The organism is Accumulibacter sp. (assembly GCF_016789985.1).
GTDB lineage: Bacteria > Pseudomonadota > Gammaproteobacteria > Burkholderiales > Rhodocyclaceae > Accumulibacter.
The window spans coordinates 1-26490 of sequence record NZ_JAEUOL010000290.1 but is presented as its reverse complement, the minus strand read 5'-3'; the positions used below and the strand labels follow the sequence as shown (position 1 = coordinate 26490).

The following is a 26490-nucleotide window of genomic DNA, read 5'->3' as shown; positions in this document are numbered from 1 at the left end:
GCGGTTTCAATCGTCAAGGAAGCGCCGTTGGTACTCATCGACGGACATCGGCCTTCCGCTCAGGTAACCTTGCATGTCGTCACAATCCTCACGGTTCAGGAACTGACGCTGTTCCTCGGTCTCAACGCCTTCCGCAATGACGGTCAACTGAAGGCTGTGAGCGAGCGCAATCACGGCCCGTGTGATGGCACAATCTTCAAGATCGGATGGTAACCCACGAACAAAACTCTGGTCGATTTTCAACTTGTTGAGAGGCAAGCGCTTGAGATAGGCCAGGGAAGAGTAGCCAGTGCCGAAATCGTCGATCACCAGGCTGAGACCCATGCCACGCAGATTGTCGAGAACCTGGACGCTGTTCTCGGCATGGCTCATGATCGCGCTTTCGGTGATCTCCAGCTCCAGAAAGTGTGCTGGCAATCCGGACATGTCCACTGTTCTGCGCGCTATTTGTTCAATTTTACCACGGGCAAACTCGACACCGGAAACATTGACCGATAGAACACCCGGAGCAAAACCATCCGCAATCCAGGCCGCCCATTGGCAGGCAGCCGTATACAGCACCCATTCACCGATTGGCACGATCAGGCCGGACTCCTCGGCCAGTCTGATGAATTCGCTCGGCATGACCAGCCCCTGCTCAGAGCGCTGCCAGCGCACCAGAGCCTCGGCACCGAGCAGTTTTCCCGTACGCAGCGAGAACTGCGGCTGCAGGTAGATGAGCAATTCACCACGCTCGATGGCGCGTCGCAGATCGGTTTCCATCTGAAGACGGGCCAGCGACGATTGAGTCAACTCGTTGGTAAAGAACTCGTAAGTGTTGCGGCCTCTTTCCTTGGCGCGATACATCGCGACATCGGCATTCTTCATCAATGTCTCGACATCATTCCCGTCACGCGGGAAGACGCTGATCCCAATGCTGGCACCGACAAAGAACTCCTGTTCGACCGTCACTGGAGCATCCTGCAGAACGTTGAGGATCTTGTCCGCAACGTGCGAGGCGACGGTCGGGTCAACGATTCCCTCGACGATGATCAGGAACTCGTCGCCGCCGAGCCGACCAACCGTATCCGATTCACGCATCAGCTTGCTGAGACGTCTCGCAACCTCACAAAGAACACGGTCGCCGACCTGATGCCCCAAGGTGTCATTGATGATCTTGAACCGATCGAGATCGATGAACAGGACGGCAAGTTCGGTTTCATCACGGTGGGCGCGCTGCATCGCCTTGTGCAGACGGTCGCCGAGCAACAGGCGGTTGGGCAGGCCGGTCAGAGGGTCATGATGTGCCTGGTGGTTGAGCTGGTCGTGCGCCTTGCGCAATTCGGTAATGTCCGAGAAAACCCCGACGTAATGCGTTACCCGATCCTCCTGGTCTTTGATGGCACTGATCGTCAATGATTCGAGAAACGTCTGGCCATCCTTGCGGCGGTTCCACAGTTCGCCCTGCCATCGCCCACAACTGGCCAGTGCCTGCCACATTGCATGGTAGTGGCTGCGATCGTGGCGCCCCGACTGCAGGATGCGCGGGTTCTGCCCGATGACTTCATCCTCACAGTAACCGGTGATTTCGGTGAATGCCCGGTTCACAGCAATGATGCAACCATCCGGCGCGGTAATGGTGATGCCTTCCGTGCTGCTGTCAAAGACCGTTGCCGCCTGCTGCAGGCGGGCTTCCATCCGTTTTCGTTCAGTGATGTCCAGTATCACACCCACCAGGCCACCACCGGACTCGTCCGGTTTGCCGTAGGTGGCCTTGTGAAAGACGACATCGTGGTAGCTACCATCAGCGTGTCGCACCTTCGATTCGTAGACCTGGGAACCCGGGTGCTGCAGTAACTCGTCGTCGGCCGCCCGATAGCGATCGGCCAGATCAGGTGGCGCCAGGTCGTATACGGTGGCACCGACCACCGCGCTGCGCTCCTTGCCTATCATGTCTAGAAACGCTTGATTGCAGCCGAGATAGCGTCCATCGATGTTCTTGTAAAAAACCGGGCCGGGAATCGCTTCAATCAACTGACGCAGGAAGTCGAGCTGCCGAGAAAGCTCACGGGTGCGTTCGTTGACGCGCTGCTCGAGCTCGAGATGACTCTGCCGCAACGCGTCTTCAGCAGCACGTTGGGCGGTCACATCCTCATAGGTCCAGATCCAGGTTTCGGCCGACTGGTGCTCGCCAATCGTGCGGCCGATCACCCGCACGCGGATCGGACTGCCATCCAGACGGCAATAAAGGAATTCGCCCTCGAAGGTTTCCGTCGCAATATGGTTCTCGTAAACCAGGCGCCCGCTCTCTTCCCAGGCCTCCTCACTGGCAAACAGGATACGGGTCGACTGTCCCTTCAGACCACCCGGCGGATACCCGAAGATCTCCTCGCAACGGCGATTGCAGCGCAGTAGCGTACGTTCGCGCTGATAAGAAATCCCGATCATCGCATTGTCAAAGATGAGCTGTTGTTCCCAGAGGCTTTCCACCAGTGCTTCTTCCGCAGCCCGGCGGGCAGTGATGTCTTCGAACAGCCAGACATGGCCCTCGGCGGGTTTTTCAGGATCAAGCAGGCTGCCGGTGACCTGACACCAGATCGGCGTCCCGTCGGCCCGCCGGTACTCCACTTCACCAACGAATCTTCCACTTTCTGCCATCAACCGGCGCGCCTGTTCCCCTTTCGCCAACCAGGCTTCCTCACTGGCAAAGCAGACACGCGTCGACTGGCCAAGCAGTTGCCCAGGCGGGTAACCGAAGATCCTCTCCAGGCCGGGATTGCACCGCTGAATGATGCGATCGCGTACGAAAGCGATACCAATCGGCGCACGTTCCAGAATCAGCGTCTGCTCGCGCAGCAAGGTATCCATTGCACGACTTGCCTGACGCTTTTCGGTCACGTCCTCATACAACCAGACGTAGCCTTCATCCGGGTTGTTCAGCTCGATCATGCTACCGGTAATGTGGGTCCAGATCGAAGTGCCGTCGCGGCGCCTAAACATCACCTCACCGTGGTAGATGCCGTGCTTGGCGATAGCCGCGTAAGCTGCTTCGCCAGTCTCCAGCCAAGCCTGTTCACTAGGATAATATGTTCGGGTCGACTTGCCGATCAGCTCATCCTGCGCGTAACCCAGGATCTCGCTAAAACGCCGGTTACAGCGTTGAATGATTCGCTCACGCAGGATGACGATGCCGGTCTCCGCATTCTCGAAAATGAGCTGCTGCTCACGCAGCAGCCGCGCATTTTCCTCCCGTGCCCGGACCTCGTGGCTGATGTCGCGCACGATCCACACCGTCCCGTCACGTGGTGCCGCCGGATCGATCGCCCGCGCGATGAGGTGAGCGACAAACGTCGTACCGTCACGCCGCGTCATTACCATTTCGAGATCGACGATCCGGCCTATCCGCAAAGGCGGGAGTGCTTGCCTGCGCAGGGCTTCGCAGGCCTCGCCATCCGCGTAGAAGACCGTGTCCGGCTGGCCCACCAAATTGCCGGTGTCCCACCCGAAAAGCTCCTCGGCACGCGGGTTGCAACGATAGACCCGGCGGTTGCGCGTGCATACAACGGCAATCCCCGAGTGATCAAGAATCGCCTTGTATTCCAGCAACTGCTGTTCGAGTGAATTGAACTCTCGCATGATGGCCGGCCTTCAGCTCCTGTGTCGGGACTTTACCGCAGCCGTTGCAGGTCGGGAAAGATATTCCGATGCCGGGAAACGCCCCAGGGTACGGAGCAGTTCCCGAACGGATACCAGTCGCTGGTCTATCCACGATGGTTGCCGCGTACTACGACTGATCCATACCGTTCTCATTCCCAGCCGCTTCGCTGTCTGCAGGTTGGCCAGCGAATCCTCGACCATGATGCAGGCCGCTGCCTGCAGACGCTCGCGGCGCAACAGGTAACGGAAGCCGCCTGCCGCCGGTTTCGGCTGAAAACGAAGTCGCTCCACTGAATACAGCGTGTTGAAACAGTGCCTGATCCCGACCGCTTCGAGAACCGCTTCGCTGTAGTGCAGCGGCGCGTTCGAGAAAACAATCTTGCGTCCCGGCAATTTCCGCAGCATGGCGCGCAGGCCACGCTCGAAAACCAGCATCCGCTTGAGATCGGGAAACCGGTGAGTATGCCAGAGGAAGTGATGCGGGTCGGTGCCATGGTGACGCATCATGCCAAGCAGGGTCGCACCGTAACGCTGCCAGTACTCCTGCCGCAGGCGGGTCGCCTCGTCCACATCAACGCCGAGCTCCGCCCGAATGTAGGCAACCATCGACCGATTGATGTGCGGAAAGATGTGCGGTATCGCGTTGTGCAGCGTATTGTCGAGGTCAAAAAGCCAGACCGGGGACGCGGCTTTCAGGACCGGCTCCGGCTCAGTGCGACTTGATCATCGTGCCAACGCCATGATCGGTCAGGATTTCCAGCAAGAGCGCGTGTTCAACGCGGCCATCGATGATGTGCACGCTCTTGACGCCGTTGCGCGCTGCGTCAAGCGCCGAGCCGATCTTTGGCAGCATGCCACCAGAGAGCGTTCCGGCCGCCACCATGTCATCGATCTGCTTGGGTGTCATGCCGGTGATCAATGCACCGCTTTCATCGAGCACACCCGGGGTATTGGTCAGCAGAACGAGTTTTTCAGCCTTCAGTATTTCCGCGATCTTGCCGGCCACGACATCCGCGTTGATGTTGTAGGTCTCGCCGTTCTTTCCGACACCGATCGGCGCCACCACTGGAATGAAGCCTCCCGCCTCCAGATGACCAATCAGCGACGGGTCGATCTGGGTGATGTCACCCACCTGACCGACGTCGATCAAATCCTCGCTGTTGTCCTGGTTTGCCAAGAGAAGCTTTTTGGCCCGGATGAAGCTGCCATCCTTGCCGGTCAGGCCAACCGCTTTGCCACCAGCCTGATTGATCAGGTTGACGACATCCTTGTTCACCTGGCCGCCAAGCACCATCTCGACAATCTCCATCGTCTCCGAATCGGTAACCCGCATCCCCTGGACGAAGCGACCCTTCTTGCCAACCCGCTTGAGCAGGCTTTCAATCTGCGGTCCGCCACCATGCACCACGACGACATTCATCCCGACCAGCTTGAGAAGCACCACGTCGCGCGCGAAACATTGCTTGAGATGCTCATCGGTCATCGCATTGCCACCGTATTTGACGACCATCGTCCGACCGTGGAAACGTTTGATGTACGGCAATGCCTCGGCGAGAATGGCAGCTTCGTCGGCGGGGGTGATCGAACGGTCGCGCATGGCGGCAATCCTTATGATGACCGGAAGATTTTACTCGGGGCAACAGCAAATACCAAGGCGGCGTGGCTGGCACACAGCCGGGGTTGTACACGGCAGCCGCCCCAGGCTTGCCGGGGGGACAAGTCAATGAACGGATCGAAACCATCTGGTCACGGCACCGGCACTGCCTATCGCGGTCGCTTCGCGCCGTCGCCGACCGGTCCGCTGCACTTCGGTTCGCTGGTCGCTGCGCTCGGCAGCTATCTTGATGCGCGCGCTCATGGCGGTGAGTGGCTGCTGCGCATCGAAGACGTCGACCGGCAAAGAACGCAGCCAGGCGCAGCGGACCAGATCCTGCGGACGCTGGAGGCATTCGCCTTTGAATGGGACGGTGAGGTGCTGGTTCAGAGCCAACGGCAGGATGTATACCATGCCGCACTGCAGCGCCTGCAGGCCGGCGGTGACGTCTACCCCTGTGCCTGCTCGAGACGGGAAATCCGTGCCTGTACAGCGCGACGTGCGGTGGACGGTGGGCTGCTCTACCCCGGAACATGCCGCACGGGTCTGCCCGCGGGGCGGGCCGCACGTGCTTGGCGAATGCGCGTCCCGGCGGCAGAAGTTTGCTTCGCGGATCGCATTCAGGGGATGATTGGACAGAATCTCGCCGAGGCGGTCGGCGACTTTGTTCTGCTCCGCGCCGACGGTGAGTTCGCCTACCAACTGGCGGTGGTGGTGGACGATGCTGCGCAAGGTATCAGCACCGTAGTGCGCGGGGTCGACCTGCTTGACTCCACACCACGTCAGATCTGGCTGGCGCGACGCCTGGGAGTGTCGATTCCCGACTACGGCCACCTGCCGGTGGTCACCAATGCGCAAGGAGAAAAGCTTTCCAAGCAGACCGGTGCCGAGCCGGTCCATCCCGGCGCGAACAGCCGCCTGCTGGCTACGGCGCTGGAGTTTCTCGGCCATGCGGTACCCGCAGAGATGCGCGTCGCATCAGTGGCCGAGTTCTGGCGCTGGGCGATTTCTGTCTGGTCCATAGAGCGTGTTCCGGCGCGAGCCGCCACCTTCCCGGATCAGCGCTTGCCGCCGTAACCGGTAATACCGATCAGCATGCGCACCAGATTGTAACTGGCCCAGCGCAGGAAGCGCGAGCGCCACGGCAAGCGATGCCAGCTATCCGCCGGCAGTTCGAGGGCGTCCTCGTCCATTGCCTGACCAAGGCTGTGCCACAAATTTTCGGCGAAGCCGACATCCAGGACAACGATGTTGGCCTCACGGGCAAGCAGAAGACTGAAGGGATCGATGTTCGACGAGCCCACCGTTGCCCAGCGGCGATCGATCACCGCCACCTTGGCGTGCAGGAAGCTGCTCTGATATTCGAAGATGCGTATCCCGGCGGCCAGCAATTGGCCGTAAAGCGCCTGTGTCGCGTAGTGCAGCAGGCGGTATTCCACCCGTCCCTGCAACAGGATGGTCACCCGTACGCCCCGTCTCGCGGCCTGGCGAAGCACTCGGCGAAAACGACGACCAGGCAGAAAGTAGGCATTGGCCAGAATGATTTCGTCCTGCGCGCTGGCGATGGCGTCGAGATAGGCCCGTTCGATATCCCGCCGATGACGAATGTTGTCGCGCACCAGAAAAGCGGCCGTCTGCTCGCCGCGTGCTTCGGCGACAGCCGGGGAATGCACGGGCAAGCGATAGCGCCGGTTGAGCTTGGCCCACAGAACGATCTCCCACAACCGGTACAGTGCCTGCTGGATCGGCGCGAGCAGCGGACCTTCGATGCGCACTGCATAATCGTAGCGCGGTGACATCTGGTAGGGAGCATTGAGATCGTCGATGACATTGATTCCACCAACGAAGGCGACCTGACCATCGATCATTGCCAGCTTGCGGTGCAAGCGCCGCAGGCGATGACGGCGCAACTGAAAACGCGCTATGTCGGGCCGGTACACCATCGCCTGGACACCCGCTGCAACGAGACGCGGTTGCAGGAGTTGCGGAAAGTCACGGGCGCCGAAGCCATCAACCAGGAGCCGCACCGTCACGCCGCGCCGGGCCGCCTTCTCCATGGCGTCGGCAACGGCCCGACCAGTGTCATCATCCTCGAAGATGTAGCTCTCCAGATGGACGACGTGCCGAGCCGCACTGATAGCCCGGATCAACGCCGGAAAGTACTCCGCTCCACTGTTGAGCAGCGTCAGGCGGTTGCCGGGTAGGAACTTGGGAGCCACCGACTAGCCCCGCCGGCATGCGCGAAAAATGCCCGCCCGGGTCATCAAGCAGGTATCTGGCGGCAAGCACAACGCGGCACGGCGCAGCTTCCGGTGATCCGTCTGTTGCGTTGCGTGCCGCCTACTTCTGATTGACGAATACCACCTGCGCCGGCATCGGAGCCGGGAAACCGGCGGCTGACAACGATTCGAGAATGGTCCGATTGGTCGCAAAATAAACCTGCCAGTAGTGGTCGGTGTGACAATAGGGACGCACGGCGAGCACCGGACCGACCAGGTTGAACTCGAGAATCTCGACATCGACCGGCGGATCGGCCATCACGTTCGGAATGGCGGAGATCTTTTCCTTGAGCAGTGCCATTGCCGCCGCATGGTCGGCAGCGCCGGACAACTGGGCCTTGAGGTCCACCCGGCGATAGGGGTTGGTCGAGAAGTTCTGGATGGTGTCGCCAAAAATCTTGTTGTTGCCCACCAGGGTCAACACATTGTCCGGCGTGACAATCGCTGAACTGAACAGACCGACCTCCTTGACCGTGCCGATAATGCCACCAACGCTAACAAAATCCCCAACCTTGATTGGCCGCAGGATGATCAGAAAGACGCCACCAGCGAAGTTGGCGAGCAGCCCCGACCAGGCCAGTCCGATGGCAACACCTGCCGCAGCGAAGAGAGCAGCGAAAGTGGTGGTCTGAATGCCGAAGTAACCAAGAATGCCAACCACCAGCAGGATGTTCAGGGTGACATTGATCACGGTGCCAAGGTAGCGCATCACCGTGGCGTCGACCTTCTGCCGTCCGAGAGCGCTCTGGACCATGTGGCCCACCTGACCGATCAGCCAGCGACCAATCACCCAGAAGGCGACTGCCGCCAGAACCTTGATGCCCAGTTCCGAACCGTATTGCAGCACCATTTCCTGCCAGCGCGAGATATCCTGAGCGTTCATGCGTTTCTCCGAATTGTTTGGGGAACAGGCAGTTTCCCATCGTCTTGCCGACAGTGCAAGCCCCGGGCCCGACACCACAGTACGTCGCGGCGGAGTGCGTATCCTGAAAGAATCGCTCTACGCCAGCTTGGGCAACCCTGAATGACCATTCCCGCGAACAGGAGCGGCAGACCTTCTCACCCGATGGCGACCCCGGGTGGCGGCGCATCGAGAATTGCCGCCCGCAGCACGTCGATCGCCTGTGGTCGGGGAAAAGTCGCTCGCCAGGCCAGGACCACCCTGCGTAGCGGTGCCGGGGCACTGAAATGGCGAAAAGCAAGCAGCGCGTCCTCCTGTGGCCACGACGCAGCAGCCGACGCGGGAACGACGGAAATTCCGGCGCCACTGGCCACCATGTAGCGCACCGTTTCCAGGGAACTTCCTTCGAGTGCCCCGGCTGTACCTCCGGGGGCCGAGAGCTGCGGACAAGCCTGCACCACCTGGTCGCGGAAGCAGTTGCCATTGCCCAGCAGGAGCAGGTTCTCTGCCGCCACCCGGGCGGGATCGATCGAGCTTTCATGCGCCAGTGGATGCCCCTTCGGCATGACCACGCAGAACGGCTCTTCATATACGACACGTGATACGACACCCGGCTCCGCGAACGGCAGAGCGACGACGATTACATCGAGGTCGCCACGTCGCAATTGTGCGGCCAGGTTAACCGTGAAGTTCTCATGCAAGTAAAGCGGCATGCGCGGCGCGCGAGCGTGCAGGGCCGGAATCAGGCGCGGCAGCAGATAAGGGGCGATCGTATAGATGGCGCCCAGGCGCAGCGGCCCGTGCAGTGGATCCTTGCCCTGCACCAGGATCTCGCGCAGCCTGCCCGCTTGGTCGAGAACCCGTTCGGCCTGGGCCGCTATCTGTTCGCCAATCATCGTCAGGCGTACGTCTGCCGACGAACGTTCGAAAAGCGTGACGCCGTAGCGTTGCTCGACCTTCTTCAGGGCCACCGAGAGGGTCGGCTGACTGACGTGGCATTTCTCCGCTGCGTGTCCGAAGTGCCTCTCGCGTGCCAAGGCTACGATATAGCGCAACTCGGTCAATGTCATCGCAATGATCTCCCGCTCAAGCCGGCCAGTTCTTGTCCGAAGAATCCGGTACACGTCGCGCCAGGAGGTCGAGATCGGACTCTGCGAGCCACATCCATGCGCCGGGTGCCAGTGCCGGCGGAAGTATGAATCCGCCAATCGCCAGACGATGTAGCGATTCGACGCGGTTACCGGCTGCCGCCACCATTCGTTTGACCAGATGGTATTTCCCCAGAGTGAGTGTGAGGCGCAGGCGCCTTTCGCTCAAGCGGCAACAGGCGACCGCAGCGACCGGTTTGGTTTCCCGGTGCAGTTCGAGCCCGCCCAGCAGGGCCGCCACCTGCGCATCGTCGACCAGATGCCGGGTCACCACTTCGTAGACCTTCGGCACCAGTTTGCGGGGTGAGGTGTAAGCGTGGATGAATGCGCCATCGTCGGTGAACAGCAGTAATCCGGTGGCGTCCTGGTCGAGGCGGCCCACCGCCTGGACGCCGCGTTTTACCAGCGGTGACGGCAACAATATGTATATACTGGCATGCTGTCCCGGGCGATGGGAACACTCGTAGCCCGCCGGCTTGTTCAACGCCAGGTAAGCCAGACGGCGATACGGCCAGAGCACGCCATCGACCGTAAACGAGAGGCCCTCCGGTGAAAAACAGGCCGACGGATCATCGCAAAAGCTGCCGTCGACCGTCACCCGACCTCTGGCAATCAGGGCCCGGCACTCGGCCCGACTACCGAAGCCCTGAGACTGCAGCAAGCGTTCAAGTTCGATCACCAGCAAACCGCCTTTCTCAACGAACGACCCCAAACCTGCCGTCATCCCTGCCGACGACTGTACAAGCAGCGGGTGACTGGATTCGGGTTTCACGCAATACAGGGGACACGAGCAAGTGCTCGGCGACTATTGTTGTCCGATCTGTCACCTGCAACAATAGGGCCGCCCAAAGTCCATGGAGACGGTAGCAATGTTAGTCAAATTCATTTCGAGCACTTCCGGTCAGATCATGATGTTTGCACCCGTCGCGCGACAACTGCTCGAGGCCATCGGCAAGGATTGCAGCGCGCGCGGCGTAATCACCACCGAGCAGTTGCCCGAAGCAATCAGTCGACTGCGCATCGCCGCCACCGACGGCAAGAGTTCTTCAGCCAGCAACAAGGCGGACACAGAAACCCACGGTGGTCGGGATGACGAAGACGAGGCCAACCGAGTCGGTCTGGGTCAGCGCGCCTATCCCTTGATCGAGTTGCTGGAGTGGACCCGCAAGGAGGAGGGTTTCGTTCTCTGGGAGGCAACCAAGGACTTCTAGCTTGCCTGCACGACGCACCGCAACCTGTGCCCGACGCCCGCCGCCCTGGGCAGTCTTCACCCTCGGCCTCCTGGTGTCGCACAGCGGACTACACGCGGTCGAGGTATCGGTTGACGTCGGGCACACACTCGCCGCTCATGGAGCCACCAGCGCCCGCGGTGCGCACGAGTTCGACTTCAACCTGGTGTTGGCCCGCCAGTTGATCGGTCAGCTCGCCGAGCGCGGGCTTCGGGTACGCCCGGTCAACCTGGACGGTTTGATCGAAAGCCTGGTCGCTCGTCCGCAGCAGGCCACCGGGTCGGATTTCTTCATTGCTGTCCATCACGATTCGGTACACGCCGATCTGTTGCAGGAATGGGACTGGGACGGCACCATCCAGACCTACAGCGATCGTTACAGCGGTTTTTCCCTTTTCGTTTCGCGTGACAACCCCGACCTGACCACCAGCCTGCGCTGTGCTTCGGCAATCGGTAGCCGCTTGCGTCGAGCCGGCTTCGTGCCCGCCATGCATCACGCCAATCCGCTGGCCGGAATACCTCGTCAGCCGGCCGATGCGAGCAATGCCGTGTACTACTACGACAAGCTGGTGGTGCTCTACCGCACGACACTTCCGGCCGTACTTTTCGAAGCCGGTGTGATCAAACACCGGGCAGAGGAACTGGCTCTGCTCGACCCGGAAAACCAGTGGCGCATGGCCGATGCGATCGCGACGGGGATTGCCGCCTGCCTCTACGCCCGCTGAGCCAATCTGGCGAATGGGTCCGTGGCGAGTGCCAACGGCCGGTTCGCTGTCAGATCCGCTGCCGGCCCGCGAGGAGCACGCCTCCGGAGCACCCATGCTCAGATCTTGCGATAGACCTCAGCCCCGGTGTTGACGAATTCCATGGCCTTACCTTCCATCCCCCTGGTCAAGGCTTCCGACTCGCTGACCCCTTGCGCCATGGCAAACTCCCTGACTTCCTGGGTGATCTTCATCGAGCAGAAATGTGGCCCGCACATCGAGCAGAAATGAGCCACCTTGGCCGATTCCTTGGGCAACGTCTCGTCGTGAAACTCACGTGCCTTGTCGGGGTCCAGACCAAGGTTGAACTGGTCCTCCCAACGGAATTCGAAACGTGCCTTCGACAACGCATTGTCACGGATCTGGGCACCGGGATGACCCTTTGCCAGATCGGCAGCATGCGCCGCGAGCTTGTAGGTGACGATCCCTGTCTTGACATCATCCTTGTCGGGCAGCCCGAGGTGCTCCTTGGGCGTGACGTAGCACAACATCGCCGTCCCGAACCAGCCGATCATCGCCGCACCAATGCCGCTGGTGATGTGATCGTAACCCGGCGCGATGTCCGTGGTCAGCGGGCCAAGGGTGTAGAACGGGGCTTCGCGGCAGTATTCCAGCTGCAGATCCATGTTCTCCTTGATCATGTGCATCGGCACATGTCCCGGACCTTCGATCATGACCTGCACATCGTGCTGCCAGGCGATATCGGTCAGTTCGCCGAGGGTCTTCAGTTCACCCAGTTGGGCCTCGTCATTGGCGTCGTAGATCGAGCCGGGGCGTAGGCCATCGCCGAGGCTGAAGGCTACATCATAGGCCTTCATGATCTCGCAGATTTCCTCGAAATGAGTGTAGAGAAAGCTTTCCTTGTGATGTGCCAGGCACCACTTGGCCATGATCGAGCCGCCGCGCGAAACGATTCCTGTCAAGCGCCCGGCGGTCAGCGGCACATAGCGCAACAGCACACCGGCGTGTATGGTGAAGTAGTCAACTCCTTGCTCAGCCTGCTCGAGCAGGGTATCGCGGAAGATCTCCCAGGTCAGATCCTCCGCCTTGCCGTTGACCTTTTCCAATGCCTGGTAGATGGGCACCGTCCCGATCGGCACCGGGCTGTTGCGAATGATCCACTCGCGGGTCTCGTGGATGTTCTTCCCGGTTGACAGATCCATGACCGTGTCGCCACCCCAGCGAATCGCCCAAGTCATCTTCTCCACCTCTTCCTGGATGCTCGAACCGAGCGCGGAGTTACCAATGTTCGCATTGATCTTGGTGAGGAAGTTGCGCCCGATGATCATCGGTTCGCTCTCTGGATGATTGATGTTGCAGGGAATGATCGCCCGGCCGCGCGCCACCTCGGCGCGTACAAACTCGGGTGTTATTTCTTCCGGAATGCTAGCGCCGTAGCTGTTGCCGTGGTGCTGGCGACAGAGAACTTCGGCCAGACGCTTTCCCTGCACTCCGGCAGCCTGCAACCGTTCTACGTAATGGCGACGGTTGTTGTTTTCCCGGATCGCCACATACTCCATCTCCGGCGTGATGATGCCGCGCCGCGCATAGTGCATCTGACTCACGTTGGCCCCCGCCCTGGCACGCAGTGGCCGGCGTTGCAGTCCCGGAAAGCGCAGCTCATCGAGCACCGGATCAGCCGCACGGAGGCGGCCGAACTCGGACGTCAGGTCACCCAGCGGCTCGTTATCACCGCGTTCGGCGATCCATTGCGCACGCAAGGGCGGGAGCCCTTGGCGGATGTCGATGCGCGCCAGAGGGTCGGAATAAGGTCCTGAACAATCATAGACATAGATCGGCGGGTTGGTCTCTCCCCCGAAAGCGGTGTCGGTATCCGCCTGGCTGATTTCGCGCATCGGCACACGAATGTCTGGCCGACTCCCCTCGACGTAGATCTTGCGCGAATTGGGTAATGGCTGCACGGCAGCCTGGTCCACATGCGCATCGGCGGCAATGAATTTTTCGTTGGCGTTCATGGTATTTCCTTGCAAAGGCTTAAGGCAAAAGCGCTGCTCAAAGCTGTTGGGTGCAAGGGCTCGGCGACGTGACCGGAACGCCTGGACAAGACGTTCGACACCTCGGATTGCGCTGCGCTTCCCTACGACGGCATTACCCGTACAGGTTCAAAGGGACTCTCTCAGCCACACCGCGAGCGGTCGGACACCCCCAACATGGCTGGCCAACTTACTGGAATTGTCGACCTTTAGCAAGAAGGTTCGCAGCACCGTACGGTAACAAACGAGGCCGGCCGGGAGCCGGGAGAATTGCTTGTTGTCTCCGTCGGCTGGCGCGGCGCCAGCGAGGGGTGCGGACACGTTGCGTGAAGTACGCCACTGAACGGCAGGGTTTCCTCGGCTCAGTAACAACCGGGACAGATGACCGGATTCCTGGCGTCCCCACGGGGATTCGAACCCCGGTACCTACCGTGAAAGGGTAGTGTCCTGGGCCTCTAGACGATGGGGACCCGGATGAGTGATCTTTCGATTTGCTGGTGGAGGTACGCGGGATCGAACCGCGGACCTCTTGCATGCCATGCAAGCGCTCTCCCAGCTGAGCTATACCCCCTCGAAAGAAGCGCAGATTATAGGGTTGGGGATGATCCTTGTAAAGCGGATGGCGATTCGGCAAGGCTGGGGCAGGGCCAGATACCCTGCTTCCGCCGCTGGTCGTTGCGCGCTGGCGAGCCCGCTGCGCGAAGATCAGACATGCCTTCCCGCTCCCGCCGACCAGTCTTCGCTAGTCGACTGATCGATCTCCGGTGGCGGTGGAGCACGCCAGGCGTTGATCACGGCTGCCGCATCGATCCAGTCCGCTTCGTCGGCGATGCCCGTAAGCAGGCGAAGATTGCGCTGCCGCAGGTTCTTGCCGAGACGCTGCGGACGGAACCGCGCGTCGGAGATATCGATCAGACCGAAGCGACCATCCGGCGTGTACACCACGTTCCCCAAGTGCAATGAACGAAAATACACCCCCTTCTCGTGCAGAAGGATGACAAACCGGGTAAAGGCTACTTTCAGCCCTTGCTCGACATCGGCCGCTATCCCGGCACGGCGCATTTCGCGTAGCGTCCACCCAACGAGCGGGCGGTAGTGCACCGCGTCGCGCTCGATGGAAGGGATGCGCAGGACATCGATGATCCCGGGCACGGGAATACCCCGCTGAGCCAAAGTCGCCGCATTGTCGGCGAAACGTTGCGCATAGGGATACCACGCGGCCGATGACAGCAGGCGCTTGCGGCGAAACAGCTTGCACATCGTTCCATCGGCCAGGCGCAACACCTTGTCGCCAAATCCGTCGGCTTCAAGCACCACTGCGCCGGCACGCAGCGCCAGATAGTCATCATGTGCGAGTTTCTTCATCGAGATGTCCGCCCCTCCTCGGGAAAGCCTCCAGTTTACTTGCTTCCCTGCCGTTCATCCGGAAAGCAGGTGGATTTGGGAACAGCACTGGCCCACCCTCTGGTCCCAGGTCACCGCCACCGGCCATGCTGCCGATCACTGCGCGCCAGAGCAAACAGTCGCGCCTGATAGCCCGTAAAATTGGAACTTTACAAACGGTGATTCGTCGATGAACTTCATCAATGCCTTGAACTCGGCCTGGCATACGCGTGACAGCCTGCTCTGCGTCGGTCTCGACCCCGATCCGACGCACTTTCCCGCCCATCTGCAGGGCAGACGGGACGCCATTTTCGAGTTTTGCCGGGCGATCGCCGATGCCACTGCAGACCTCGTGTGCTGCTTCAAACCGCAAATTGCCTACTTCGCGGCACGGCGCGCCGAGGACCAGCTCGAAGCCTTGATCGAACACATTCACCAGTACCACCCCGGCATTCCCGTCATCCTTGACGCCAAGCGGGGGGATATCGGCAGTACCGCCGAGCAGTACGCAATTGAAGCTTTCGAACGCTTCAAGGCCGATGCGATCACGGTCAACCCCTACCTGGGACACGATTCGGTGGCACCCTATCTGGCTTACCGTGACAAGGGCACCATTTTGCTCTGCCGAACGTCGAACCCGGGCGGTAGCGATTTGCAGTTCCTCGACGTCGGCGGCGAGAAACTCTATGAACGGGTCGCTCGCTTGGTGAGCAGCGTATGGAACGATAACGGGCAATGCGCGCTGGTGGTCGGCGCCACCTTCCCCGACGAAATCGCGCGCGTTCGTGCGCTGACCGGCGATATGCCCTTGCTGGTTCCCGGCATTGGTGCCCAGGGTGGCAACATCGAAGCTACCGTGCGCGCCGGCTGCAGCTCCAGCGGCTGCGGTCTGATGATCAATTCATCGCGCGCAATCCTCTATGCCGGCACTGGCGAAGACTACGCCACGCGAGCGCGGCGAGTTGCCGAAACGACGCGCGATGCAATCAACCAGCATCGGCCGATTCGCTGAGGGGCAGGTTGCAACCGGCAGAACGGGGGAACCGGTGACGGCCACCAACCGCAACTGCCGCTCGGCTCCGCCAGCGCGGACACTCAAACGTCGATGTTGCGTGCCGCCAGAGCGTTGCTCTCGATGAAGTTGCGGCGTGGCTCGACCAGCTCTCCCATCAGGGTACTGAAGATCTCGTCGGCACCGATTGCGTCTTCGATCTGGACCTTGAGCAGCCGCCGCACCTTCGGGTCCATGGTGGTTTCCCAGAGCTGGGCCGGATTCATCTCACCGAGACCCTTGTAACGCTGCTTGCTGATGCTGCGTTCCACTTCGCCGAGCAGCCATTGCATGGTTTCGGCAAAACTATTGACGCCTTTCTTCTTGTCGCCACGCGCGACGAAGCCGCCCGGACCAAAGAGTCCGGCGAGAAGCTCACCCGTCTTGCGTAACTGGGCATAATCGCCGCTGCCCAGCAGGTCTTCGTCGATGACGCCAAGCTTGAGATTGCCGTGCAGGATCTTCTCGAGACGGAGCTGCCAGCGCTCCTGAGGGCCATCATAGCGCGCCACGATGTGGATGCCGAGCTGGTTACCGACGGCATCCATCAGTGCCTTGGCACTGTCGACTGCAGACGCCTCGTCGGCCAGTTCGACTTTCAGGTTGCTGTCGATCAGCGCGTGCAGGACTTCGGGGTTGATCAGATGGGAGAGGCGATTGATCACCGCTTCGGCGAGCAGGTATTCGCGGGCCAGTTGTTCCAGAGCGATCCCCGAGATTTCTGGTGAACCGGTGCGCGGGGTCAGAACGGCGCCCTCGAGTGCCAGCGTCAGCAGGAACTGCTTGAGCGCCTGATCATCCTTGATGTAGCGCTCCACCTTGCCGTGCTTGACCTTGTACAGCGGTGGCTGGGCGATGTAGATGTGGCCGCCTTCGACCAGTTCGCGCATCTGCCGGTAGAAAAAGGTGAGCAGGAGGGTGCGGATGTGCGCGCCGTCGACGTCGGCGTCGGTCATGATGATCAGACGGTGATAGCGCAGTTTCTCCGGTTTGTACTCGTCCTTGCCAATCCCAGTACCCAGGGCAGTGATCAGGGTGGCGATTTCCTGCGACGATATGAGCTTGTCGAAGCGTGCCTTTTCGACATTGAGGATCTTGCCCTTGAGCGGCAGGATCGCCTGAAACTTCCTGTCGCGCCCCTGTTTTGCCGAACCACCGGCGGAATCGCCCTCAACCAGGTAGAGCTCGCAGAGCGCCGGGTCCTTCTCCTGACAATCGGCCAGCTTGCCCGGCAGGCCGACGCCATCGAGCAGCCCCTTGCGGCGGGTCATTTCCCTCGCTCGGCGCGCAGCATCGCGCGCCCGCGCTGCTTCGACGATCTTGCCGGTAATTACCTTGGCGTCTGCCGGTCGCTCCTGCAGGAAATCGGACAGTTTGGTCGCCACCACTTCCTCGACCGCCGGCCGCGCCTCCGAGGAGACCAGCTTCATCTTGGTTTGCGAAGCAAATTTCGGATCCGGCATCTTCACCGACAGAACACAGGCAAGTCCCTCGCGCATGTCGTCGCCGGTGATGTCCACCTTGGCCTTCTTGGCGATCTCGTGTTCTTCGATGTAGCGGTTGATCACCCGGGTCATCGCGGCGCGCAGGCCGGTCAGATGGGTACCGCCATCAGCCTGCGGTATGTTGTTGGTGAAACACAGGACCTGTTCGGCGTAGCTGTCGTTCCATTGCATCGCCACTTCGACGCCGATGTTGCCATTGGCCGTGAGCGACTCGCCGCTGGCATGAAAGATGTTGGGGTGAAGAACAGCTTTGCTGCGGTTGATGTATTCGACGAAACCCTTGACGCCACCCAGAAAAGCGAAGTTTTCCTCCTTGCCGGTACGCTGGTCGTTCAGGCGGATCTTCACGCCGTTGTTGAGAAAGGAAAGCTCGCGCAGCCGCTTGGCGATGATCTCGTAGTGAAACTCGACCTGACCGAAGATCTCCTCGTCGGCCATGAAGTGCAGTTCGGTCCCACGCTTTTCCGTATCGCCGATCACCTTGAGGGGCGATACCTCGACGCCCTTCTGTACCTCGATCAGCCGGTCTACCACCCGACCACGGTGGAACTCGACGAAATGCTTCTTGCCGTCACGCCGCACGATCAGACGCAGCCAGCGCGACAACGCGTTGACACAGGACACGCCGACGCCATGCAGGCCGCCGGAAACCTTGTACGAGTTCTGGTTGAACTTGCCGCCGGCATGGAGAACACACATCACGATCTCGGCGGCGGAGCGCTTCGGCTCGTGCTTGTCGTCGAATTTGATGCCGGTCGGGATGCCGCGACCGTTGTCCGTTACGGAGATCGAATTGTCAGCATGGATGGTGATGACGATATCGTCGCAGTGGCCGGCCAGCGCCTCGTCGATGGCATTATCCACCACCTCGAACACCATATGGTGCAGGCCGGTGCCGTCTGAGGTATCGCCGATGTACATGCCCGGGCGTTTGCGTACCGCCTCCAGTCCTTCCAGTTGCTGAATACTCGTTTCGTCGTAAGCAAGCTGCTGATTATCTTCCGTCATTCTGAATCCAATGCTTCTTTCCGGTTCAAGCTCTGCCAATGATTCGCGTCTGCTGCACGGGACACTCAGATACGCATCGGCATCACCACATACTTGAAACGGTCATTACCCGGGATCGTCAGCAAGGCGCTCGAACTGGCGTCGTTGAAGCCCCACTCGATGGTTTCGTCGGAGGTGTTGTTGAGGACATCGAGCAGATAGGACACGTTGAAGCCGACGTCCAGTGGCTCGCCCTCGTAGGCCACCTCGATTTCTTCCTGCGCTTCTTCCTGCTCGGCATTGGCCACCATGATCTTCAGGCTGTCACCGGCGAGAACCAGGCGTACGCCACGAAACTTTTCGTTGGTCAGGATGGCTGCCCTGATCATCGACTGCAGCAGGGCGCTGCGTTGCACCCGCACGACATTGTTCAGGGTCGACGGGATCACCCTCTGGTAGTCCGGGAACCTTCCGTCGATCAACTTGGACACCAAGTTGGTCTGCCCGAACTGGAAACGAACCTGGGTCGGCAGGATCTCGATGGCCAGCGGTTCGTCGCTGTCGGCGAGCAGCCGGTTCAGTTCGACCACCGTCTTGCGCGGCAGGATCAGCTCCTGCCGCGGGGCTTCCTCGGCTGGCGGCAAGGCCATGCTGGCGTACGCCAGACGATGACCATCGGTGGCCACTGCCCGCAACTCGCTTCCGTCGGCCAGCAGCAGCAGCCCGTTGAGATAGTAGCGAACATCCTGCTGGGCCATCGAGTAATGTGTTTGCGCCAGCAAGTGCCGGAACTGCTTCTGGGCAACTGTGATCCGGCGTGCTTCGCCATCCGACAGGGCCATGCACGGGAAGTCCTCGGGCGGTAAGGTCTGCAGATTGAAACGGCTCCTTCCCGCCCTGATCTGCAAACGCCGGTCCTCGAGGACCAGGCTGATCTCCGACGCTTCCGGCAACGAACGCAGGATGTCCTGCAGTTTGCGCGCGGCAACCGTCACCGCACCCTCGCCCTCGCCCCCGGCATCGATCGTCGAGGTAGTGATCTGGATCTCGATATCGGTCGCCAGTAGCGTCAGCACCTCTCCTCTTTTCTCGAGCAGCACGTTGGACAGGATGGGCAGGGTGTGACGCCTTTCCACGATCCCGGAAACCGCCTGCAAGGGTGCCAGCAACACATCTCGCCGTGTTTTGATAAGAAGCATATATCTAGATCCTATAAAGACAATAGTCCCGACAAGTCTGTTGATATCTAAGAAATCTACAACCAATTCAAGCTACTGATGACACATTTGCGAGTGTACAGGAGTGCTCTGAGACTGTGGGCAGAATCGCACAAGTTACCCACAGGTCGTTCCTGTCGTACTTGTCCACCATTTGTCCGTACTTTGCCCACCGGTTTGTCCCGCTCCTTCGCTCAACCCTTCAGCACCTGCAACAGGATATGCACATCGTGGTTCAGCGCGTTGTCCTTGAGGCGCAGGTCGTCGATCGTGCGCACGGCATGCAGTACCGTGGTGTGGTCGCGGCCGCCGAAGGATTCACCGATCGCTGGATAGCTTTGCGAGGTCAGATTCTTGGCCAGCCACATCGCGATCTGCCGTGGCCTGACGATCACCCGCGTCCTTTTCCTGGAGAACAGGTCAGCCACCTTGATCTTGAAGTAGTCGGCCACCGTCTTCTGGATGTTGTCCACGGTGATCTGCCGGTTGACCGAGCCAATCAGGTCCTTGAGCGCTTCCTTGGCCAGTTCGAGAACAATCCGCTGACCATGAAAGGCCGAGTAGGCGAGCACCTTCTTGAGCGCGCCCTCGAGTTCGCGGACGTTGGAGCGCAGGTGTTTGGCGATGTAGAAAGCGACCTCGTCGTCGAGCGCCACACCTTCCTGATCGGCTTTCTTTTTCAGGATGGCGACGCGCATCTCGGTCTCCGGCGGCTCGATCTGAACCGTCAATCCCCAGTCAAAGCGTGTGATCAGGCGATCCTCCAGCCCCGAAATATTCTTGGGATAGGTATCGCAACTGATCACGATCTGCTTCTTCGACTCACTCAGGGAATTGAAAACGTAGAAGAATTCCTCCTGGGTCCGGTTCTTGCCGTTGAAGAACTGGACGTCGTCGAGCAAGAGCACATCGAGCGAGCGATAGTAGCGCTTGAAGACGTCGAAGGATTTCTGCTGGTAGGCGCGCACCACGTCGGAGTAGTAGTCCTCGGCATGGACGTAACGCACGACTTTGTCCGGGCAGTTCTGCAGGATCTCGTTGCCGATGGCGTGCACCAGGTGGGTCTTGCCCAGGCCGGCGCCACCGTAGATGAACAGGGGGTTATAGGTCGCTTCACCGGGGCTCAGCGCAACCTGTCTGGCGGCTGCGCGAGCAAGGTCGTTGGCCTTGCCGACGACCAGATTGTCGAAGGTGAAGTGGCAGATCAGCCGCGTCCTTTCGTAGCCCGAGCGATCCTTTTCGGCCAGCGGATTGCGGTTCGCCGGCGTACCGGAGGCAGACGGGCTGACGGTGACACTGGCCGGCGTCTTGCCTTCTGGTGCCGATGCCGTCTTCGCGCTCGCTGCCACGCGTTCGCCGAGGGTCAGAGTGATGTTGACCGGTGCCGAAAAGTACTCGCTGCCCATTGCTTCAATGCGCGTCAGGTAGCGTTCCTTGACCCATTTCAGGATGAAGCCGTTCGGTGCCAGCAGGCGCAAACCGCGTGCCAGGTCGTTCTCACCTTCGAGACGCAGCGGACGAATCCAGGTGTTGAATTGCTGAGGCGGGAGTTCCTGCTCGAACTGGCTCAGACAAGAGGACCAGAAACTACTCATCGGCAATCATGTGGTCGCATCGTGACCCGGCTGGCGAGCCGCAGCGGCTCTCGACGAAAGGCTGTTTTTGTTCTTGCAATCAGAACCATGGGTCACTTTTCCGGGTGTTTGAAGCGATCGGGACGGGTTGCCGGCCGGCCGGACATCCTTTCCCCCTGCTGCCCGGCGCGCTCCTTGTCGGGAATCGCGAGGGAGAGATTCTAACCCGTTGGACCGAGGTTATCCACAGCGCAGACAAAAATATGGCCTTGACAATCGTTGTCCGGACGCGGTCTAATCTCAACCTTTTTCCTGCTTTCACTTCAAAGGCTTAACCATGAAACGTACCTACCAGCCGTCGGTTGTTCGCCGCAAGCGCACGCATGGCTTTCTCGTGCGCATGTCCACCCGTGGCGGTCGCGCCGTCATTCGGGCGCGTCGCGCCAAGGGTCGCCACCGTCTGGCCGTTTGAGCGGCAGCCCGGCAAATCCCGCGAGCAGTCAACCACGGTCCGCAGCGGCGTTCCCCAAGCAATATCGCCTGATCAAAACGGATGAGTACTCATCCGTTTTTGCTTTCCGGAGAGCGCTGAAAAGCCGGTATTTCCTGCTACATTATCGACCTCATGGGGCCGACGAGGTCTCCGGGGCGCGACTTGGGCTGGTGGTTGCCAAGCGCTTCCTGCGTCGTTCGGTGGATCGAAACCTGGTGCGACGGCTGGCCAGAGAGCAGTTCCGGCTGTTGCGGGCGCAGTTGCGTTGCAGCGATTTCGTTCTGCGGCTGGCGGCCAAGCCACCAGTCATTGACCGGCAAGCCATGGCAAAGGAAATCCAGGGTTTGTTGAGCAAGGCAATCTCACCCCGACGATGAGCCGATGAAACACCTCCTGCTTGCCCTGATAGGCTTCTATCGCTACGCGGTCAGCCCGCTGCTGGGCCGGCGTTGTCGTTTCTTTCCGAGCTGTTCCGAATACGCCGCCGAAGCCGTCAGCAAGTATGGCGTCCTGCGCGGCACCGGGCTCTCGCTTCGCCGACTGTCCCGCTGTCATCCGTGGAATCCGGGTGGTTTCGATCCCGTACCCTGAACAACACTTGAATCGTATAGGCTTTCATGGATAACCGACGCCTGCTTCTCCTCCTTGTCTTCTCGTTTTCGCTGGTCATGCTGTGGGATGCCTGGCAGAAATACAATCAGCCGAAGGCAGTGCCGGCCGTTGCCGGGGCAGCGCTCGAAGCGCCCGCGCCGAAGCCCACCGCCAACCTGCATGCACCGCTGCCCGAGGCGCCGCCGCCGACCGGCGTGGCGGCCGTCGCCGAGAAGACCGCCACCGTCACCGTGAGCACCGATCTGCTCAAGGCGGAGATTTCCACCGTCGGCGGCGACATCGTGCGTCTCGATCTGACGCAGTACAAGGATGCCAACAACAAGGGCAAGGACCTGGCACTGTTCGAGGCGAAGCACCAGTACCTGGCGCAGAGTGGCCTGATCGGCGAGAACCTGCCGAACCACAAGACGAGTTTCGCGGTGGTACCCGGCAACCGGGAACTGACCAAGGATGCGCAAACCGTCATTCTGCGGCTTGAGGCGGTGGCCGCCAATGGCATCAAGGTGGCCAAGGTGTATACCTTCACGCGCGGCAGCTACCTGATCGAGCTGGCGCACGAAATTGACAACGGCAGCGACAAGGAACTGGCCGTACATGCCTATTATCAGTTGCAGCGCGACATCAAGCCCCCCGAAGGCGAGAGTTCGATGGTGTCCACCTTCACCGGGCCGGCGGTCTACACCGATCAGGACAAGTTCCAGAAGGTCGCCTTTGCCGACATCGAGGACGGCAAGGCAAAGTTCGCCGGCAAGGCCGACAATGGCTGGATCGCAATGATCCAGCATTACTTCGTCGCCGCCTGGTTGCCGGAACCCGGTCTGCTGCGCGAGTTCTACATGCGCAAACTGGAGAGCAAGGTCAGTCCGGCAGTGGCGGCCGGCGTCATTGTGCCCGCGCCACTCGCCGCGCCCGGCGCCAAGGTGGCGTTCTCGGTGCCGATCTATGCCGGTCCGCAGATCCAAGCCACCCTCGAGCAACTGGCCAAACCCAAGGCGGAGGGTGGTGTCGGAGCGCAGGGTCTGCCGCTGGTGGTCGATTACGGCTGGCTGACGATCATCGCCGCGCCAATCTTCTGGTGCCTCGAAGCGATCTACAAGCTGGTCGGCAACTGGGGTTGGTCGATCGTCCTGCTGACCGTGGCGATCAAGCTCCTGTTCTTCCCGCTGTCGGCGGCCAGTTACAAGTCGATGGCCAAGATGAGAACGGTGACACCACGCTTGATGCAGCTCAAGGAGCGCTATGGCGATGATCGTCAGAAGCTCAACCAGGAAATGATGGCGCTCTACAAGCGCGAAAAGATCAACCCGCTCGGTGGTTGCCTGCCCATCCTGGTGCAGATCCCGGTGTTCATCGCCCTCTACTGGGCCCTGCTCGGTGCGGTCGAGATTCGCGATGCACCGTGGATTCTCTGGATCACCGACCTCTCGGCGCAGGACCCTTACTACATCCTGCCGGTGATCATGATGGTCACGATGCTGATCCAGACCAAGCTCAACCCGACGCCGCCCGATCCGATCCAGGCCAAGGTGATGTTAATGATGCCCTTCATCTTCGGCGTCATGTTCTTCTTCTTCCCGGCCGGTCTGGTGCTCTACTGGGTGGTCAATAACATCCTGTCGATCGCCCAGCAATGGCAGATCACCCGGATGATCGAAAGTGGCGGAAAGGCCGCCAACGACAGCAAGGCTTGAGCCAGGCAAGGACCGACACCATCGCTGCCATCGCGACCGCTGTTGGTCGCGGCGGCATCGGTGTCATTCGGGTCTCCGGTAGCGGCCTGCTCGACTTCGCCCGGGCACTGAGCGGCCGACAACCGCCGGCCCGGACGGCCATACTGACCGACTTCCGGGCGGCCGATGGAACGGTGATCGACAGCGGTCTGCTGCTCCACTTCCCGGCGCCGCGCTCCTTCACCGGCGAGGATGTCCTCGAACTGCACGGGCACGGCGGTGCGGTCGTTCTGCAGATGCTGCTCGCGCGCTGCCTCGAACTCGGTGCCCGACTGGCCGAACCCGGCGAGTTCACCCGTCGCGCCTACCTCAACGGCAAGCTCGACCTCGCCCAGGCCGAAGCGGTCATCGACCTGATCGATGCCGCGACCACCGCCGCCGCGCGCAGTGCCGTCCGTTCGCTGCACGGCGAGTTCTCGCGCGAAATCCGGCTCCTGCTCGAGCAACTGATCGAACTGCGTGCGCTGGTCGAGGCGACGCTCGATTTTCCGGATGAAGAGGTCGACTTTCTCGAAGCGGCGGATGCCTTCGCTCGCCTGCAGCGCCTGCGGGACCGCCTCGTCGGGGTCCTCGAGCGCGCCCAGCAGGGTCGCCTGCTGCAGGGCGGTCTGCATGTCGTGCTCGCCGGACAGCCGAACGTCGGCAAATCCAGCCTGCTCAACCGCCTGGCCGGCGACGAGCTGGCCATCGTTACCGCGCATCCCGGCACAACGCGCGATCTGGTACGCGGCACGCTGCAGCTCGCCGGCATCCCGTTGCATGTCATCGACACCGCCGGCCTGCGCGATACCGAAGATCCGGTCGAGCGCCTGGGCATCGAGCGCACCTGGCGTGAAATCGAGCGCGCCGACGTCGTCGTCCTGCTGGTCGATGCCTGCAGCGGCCTCGGCGAGGCCGAGCAAGCGATTGTCGACCAGTTGCCGGCGCATCTGGCGCGGCTGACGGTTTACAACAAGATCGACCTCGTTACGCGGCTGGCGGAACGATACGAGGATGGCACAGGGGTGGTCATCGCGCTCTCCGCACGCTCCGGCGAAGGCATCGAACTGTTGCGCCAAGAGCTGCTGCGCATCGTCGGCTGGCACCCGGTCGAGGACGTTTTCATCGCCCGTGAACGCCATCTGCGCGCACTGCTGGCGGCGCGCCAGCACATCGAAGCAGCGCAGGCGCAGTTACCGCAGCTCGAACTGTTCGCCGAGGAACTGCGCCTGGCGCAGCGCTCCTTGGGGACGATCACCGGCGAGTACACCGCCGACGATCTGCTCGGCGAGATTTTCGGTCGATTCTGTATCGGAAAATAACAAGCTTTCCGGCATGGTTCGAAGCCTTCCGCGAAACACCTCATGAGCCACCGCTTGACTCTGAGCCATCGCACTCAAAGCGGCGGCGACGACTGGCAAGCGCTGACGTATCCAGCGCTGCTGGAACGGACAGACTGCAAGCCTGGCGGGCGGCGTGTGGCGATTCTCTGCGGCGGCAAGCCCACGGGGATGCACTGGCGTACCTTCCGGCGGCTGAACGCCGAGCATGATGGCTTCGCCGCAGTTTCGTGGGCGGCAACGGCGCAATGACTTGACCGGATGAAGCTGCGGACTGCCGGTCTGCGTGATGGCCCGGGCGGCGACGGCTGAGTCTGCTTCACAAAATCAGTCCGTCGACGCTGGCGCCATAGACGACGCGGGAGCTACACTGCGTCACCTCTCGACACCCCTGTCTTTGTCACTCGATGGCCGATAACTACGACGACTATACCCGCGAACAACTGTTGCGCCTGTTACGCGAGCGCGACCGGCGACCACGCTTCGGGCTGGTGTGGGAACGCGACGAGATCGACCATGACCTGTCGGTCAACAGTGATTTCGTCGCCCTCGATTGGGACGCCGGGCTGTCGTGCGGTGACGGCCCGCAGCGCAACCTGATCATCGAAGGCGACAACTTCGACGCGCTGCGCTATCTGCGCATGACCCACGCTGGCCGCGTCAAGTGCATCTATATCGACCCGCCCTACAACACCGGCAACCGTGACTTCATCTACAACGACCGCTTCGTCGACAAGGACGACAGCTACCGCCATTCCAAGTGGCTGGAGTTCATGTATCGACGGCTCGAACTGGCGAAGGAACTGCTGAGCGAGGATGGCGTGATTTTCGTTTCCATCGACGACAACGAGGTGTTTCATCTCGGGCTGTTGATGGAGCAGGTGTTTGGCGCGGCGAATTTTGTTGCCAATGTGATCTGGCAGAAGGTTGATTCGCGGCAGCGCAACTTCTTTTCTGTAAAAGCCCCCAAGGGATTCCATCGGGATATAGCCATCAGTCATTCAGGTTGAGGTAGATTTTCCCGGTCATCCATTCCTCGTCGCATTCTGCCAGAAGGGCGGAGACAAGGCGCAGG

General features: G+C 60.7%; 21 protein-coding genes, 2 tRNA genes, 1 pseudogene and 1 riboswitch. Of the genes and pseudogenes, 10 read left to right on the top strand and 14 right to left on the bottom strand.

From position 1 onward, the window contains the following. Positions 1–6 precede the first annotated feature (6 nt). The 3 genes from JNK99_RS16865 to argB are packed head-to-tail and all read right to left on the bottom strand — an operon-like array spanning position 7 to position 5233. Positions 7–3615, bottom strand: coding sequence for a PAS domain S-box protein (locus tag JNK99_RS16865; protein WP_291855422.1), 3609 nt, complete (start codon positions 3613–3615; stop codon positions 7–9). Positions 3616–3627: 12 nt separating this feature from the next. Then, positions 3628–4332: a pyrimidine 5'-nucleotidase gene (locus JNK99_RS16860; protein WP_291855451.1), complete on the bottom strand. Its 705-nt coding sequence runs from the start codon at positions 4330–4332 to the stop codon at positions 3628–3630. Between the two features lie 13 nt (positions 4333–4345). After that, the gene (gene argB, locus JNK99_RS16855) at positions 4346–5233 is read right to left on the bottom strand and encodes an acetylglutamate kinase (RefSeq protein ID WP_291855419.1); all 888 of its coding nucleotides are present in this window, start codon (positions 5231–5233) and stop codon (positions 4346–4348) included. A gap of 126 nt (positions 5234–5359) precedes the next feature. On the opposite strand from argB, the gene gluQRS reads away from it, so the two are divergent. Continuing rightward, on the top strand, positions 5360–6307 hold the full coding sequence (gene gluQRS / locus JNK99_RS16850; protein WP_291855416.1) for a tRNA glutamyl-Q(34) synthetase GluQRS: 948 nt from the start codon (positions 5360–5362) through the stop codon (positions 6305–6307). On the opposite strand, the gene clsB is transcribed toward gluQRS, so the two are convergent. The 4 genes from clsB to JNK99_RS16830 all read right to left on the bottom strand — a co-directional run bounded on the left by clsB (position 6289) and on the right by JNK99_RS16830 (position 10234). Beyond that, positions 6289–7449, bottom strand: a complete 1161-nt coding sequence (gene clsB / locus JNK99_RS16845) for a cardiolipin synthase ClsB (protein WP_291855413.1) — start codon at positions 7447–7449, stop codon at positions 6289–6291. The genes gluQRS and clsB overlap by 19 nt on opposite strands. A 121-nt stretch (positions 7450–7570) precedes the next feature. After that, the gene (locus JNK99_RS16840) at positions 7571–8392 is read right to left on the bottom strand and encodes a mechanosensitive ion channel family protein (RefSeq protein WP_291855410.1); all 822 of its coding nucleotides are present in this window, start codon (positions 8390–8392) and stop codon (positions 7571–7573) included. A gap of 176 nt (positions 8393–8568) precedes the next feature. Beyond that, entirely contained in the window at positions 8569–9480 is a 912-nt protein-coding gene (locus JNK99_RS16835) for a hydrogen peroxide-inducible genes activator (RefSeq protein ID WP_291855407.1), read from the bottom strand. Between the two features lie 16 nt (positions 9481–9496). Further along, complete coding sequence (locus JNK99_RS16830) at positions 9497–10234, bottom strand: pseudouridine synthase (protein ID WP_291855448.1); 738 nt, start codon at positions 10232–10234, stop codon at positions 9497–9499. 193 nt (positions 10235–10427) lie between these two features. Between JNK99_RS16830 and JNK99_RS16825 the strand changes: the two genes are divergently transcribed. After that, a complete protein-coding gene (locus JNK99_RS16825; protein WP_291855404.1) occupies positions 10428–10769 on the top strand; it encodes a DUF1840 domain-containing protein in 342 nt (113 codons plus the stop codon). A 1-nt stretch (position 10770) separates the two neighbouring features. Next, a complete protein-coding gene (locus JNK99_RS16820) occupies positions 10771–11511 on the top strand; it encodes an N-acetylmuramoyl-L-alanine amidase (RefSeq protein WP_291855401.1) in 741 nt (246 codons plus the stop codon). A gap of 98 nt (positions 11512–11609) precedes the next feature. Here the strand turns inward: JNK99_RS16820 and thiC are convergent, their stop codons facing one another. The 4 genes from thiC to JNK99_RS16800 form a co-directional block, all read right to left on the bottom strand. Beyond that, positions 11610–13526, bottom strand: a complete 1917-nt coding sequence (gene thiC, locus JNK99_RS16815) for a phosphomethylpyrimidine synthase ThiC (protein WP_291855399.1) — start codon at positions 13524–13526, stop codon at positions 11610–11612. Positions 13527–13628: 102 nt separating this feature from the next. Next, positions 13629–13728, bottom strand: a riboswitch (TPP riboswitch). A 210-nt stretch (positions 13729–13938) separates the two neighbouring features. Next, a tRNA-Glu gene (locus tag JNK99_RS16810) sits at positions 13939–14014 on the bottom strand. Positions 14015–14039: 25 nt separating this feature from the next. Next, positions 14040–14115 (bottom strand) — tRNA-Ala (locus JNK99_RS16805). Positions 14116–14249: 134 nt separating this feature from the next. Beyond that, complete coding sequence (locus JNK99_RS16800) at positions 14250–14909, bottom strand: toluene tolerance protein (RefSeq protein ID WP_291855396.1); 660 nt, start codon at positions 14907–14909, stop codon at positions 14250–14252. 208 nt (positions 14910–15117) lie between these two features. On the opposite strand from JNK99_RS16800, the gene pyrF reads away from it, so the two are divergent. Continuing rightward, positions 15118–15939: an orotidine-5'-phosphate decarboxylase gene (gene pyrF / locus JNK99_RS16795; RefSeq protein WP_291855393.1), complete on the top strand. Its 822-nt coding sequence runs from the start codon at positions 15118–15120 to the stop codon at positions 15937–15939. Between the two features lie 83 nt (positions 15940–16022). Here pyrF and gyrB read toward each other — a convergent pair whose 3' ends face one another. From gyrB to dnaA, 3 genes are all read right to left on the bottom strand, one after another. Continuing rightward, entirely contained in the window at positions 16023–18491 is a 2469-nt protein-coding gene (gene gyrB, locus JNK99_RS16790; RefSeq protein WP_291855390.1) for a DNA topoisomerase (ATP-hydrolyzing) subunit B, read from the bottom strand. Positions 18492–18556: 65 nt separating this feature from the next. Next, entirely contained in the window at positions 18557–19669 is a 1113-nt protein-coding gene (gene dnaN, locus JNK99_RS16785; RefSeq protein ID WP_291855388.1) for a DNA polymerase III subunit beta, read from the bottom strand. 212 nt (positions 19670–19881) lie between these two features. After that, a complete protein-coding gene (gene dnaA, locus JNK99_RS16780; protein WP_291855385.1) occupies positions 19882–21282 on the bottom strand; it encodes a chromosomal replication initiator protein DnaA in 1401 nt (466 codons plus the stop codon). A 316-nt stretch (positions 21283–21598) separates the two neighbouring features. On the opposite strand from dnaA, the gene rpmH reads away from it, so the two are divergent. From rpmH to JNK99_RS16750, 6 genes and pseudogenes are all read left to right on the top strand, one after another. Then, positions 21599–21733 carry a 50S ribosomal protein L34 gene (gene rpmH, locus JNK99_RS16775; RefSeq protein WP_081444259.1) on the top strand — a complete coding sequence of 45 codons (135 nt, stop codon included), beginning with the start codon at positions 21599–21601 and terminating at the stop codon, positions 21731–21733. Then, complete coding sequence (gene rnpA / locus JNK99_RS16770) at positions 21730–22131, top strand: ribonuclease P protein component (RefSeq protein ID WP_291855377.1); 402 nt, start codon at positions 21730–21732, stop codon at positions 22129–22131. The genes rpmH and rnpA overlap by 4 nt, the downstream gene beginning before the upstream one ends. Before the next feature lie 4 nt (positions 22132–22135). Continuing rightward, complete coding sequence (gene yidD / locus JNK99_RS16765; protein ID WP_291855374.1) at positions 22136–22345, top strand: membrane protein insertion efficiency factor YidD; 210 nt, start codon at positions 22136–22138, stop codon at positions 22343–22345. 26 nt (positions 22346–22371) lie between these two features. Then, the gene (gene yidC / locus JNK99_RS16760; RefSeq protein ID WP_291855370.1) at positions 22372–24057 is read left to right on the top strand and encodes a membrane protein insertase YidC; all 1686 of its coding nucleotides are present in this window, start codon (positions 22372–22374) and stop codon (positions 24055–24057) included. Further along, a complete protein-coding gene (gene mnmE, locus JNK99_RS16755) occupies positions 24054–25397 on the top strand; it encodes a tRNA uridine-5-carboxymethylaminomethyl(34) synthesis GTPase MnmE (protein ID WP_291855367.1) in 1344 nt (447 codons plus the stop codon). The genes yidC and mnmE overlap by 4 nt, the downstream gene beginning before the upstream one ends. A gap of 425 nt (positions 25398–25822) precedes the next feature. Then, positions 25823–26344 (top strand): annotated as a pseudogene (locus JNK99_RS16750) (site-specific DNA-methyltransferase); the annotation flags it as partial. Positions 26345–26490 lie beyond the last annotated feature (146 nt).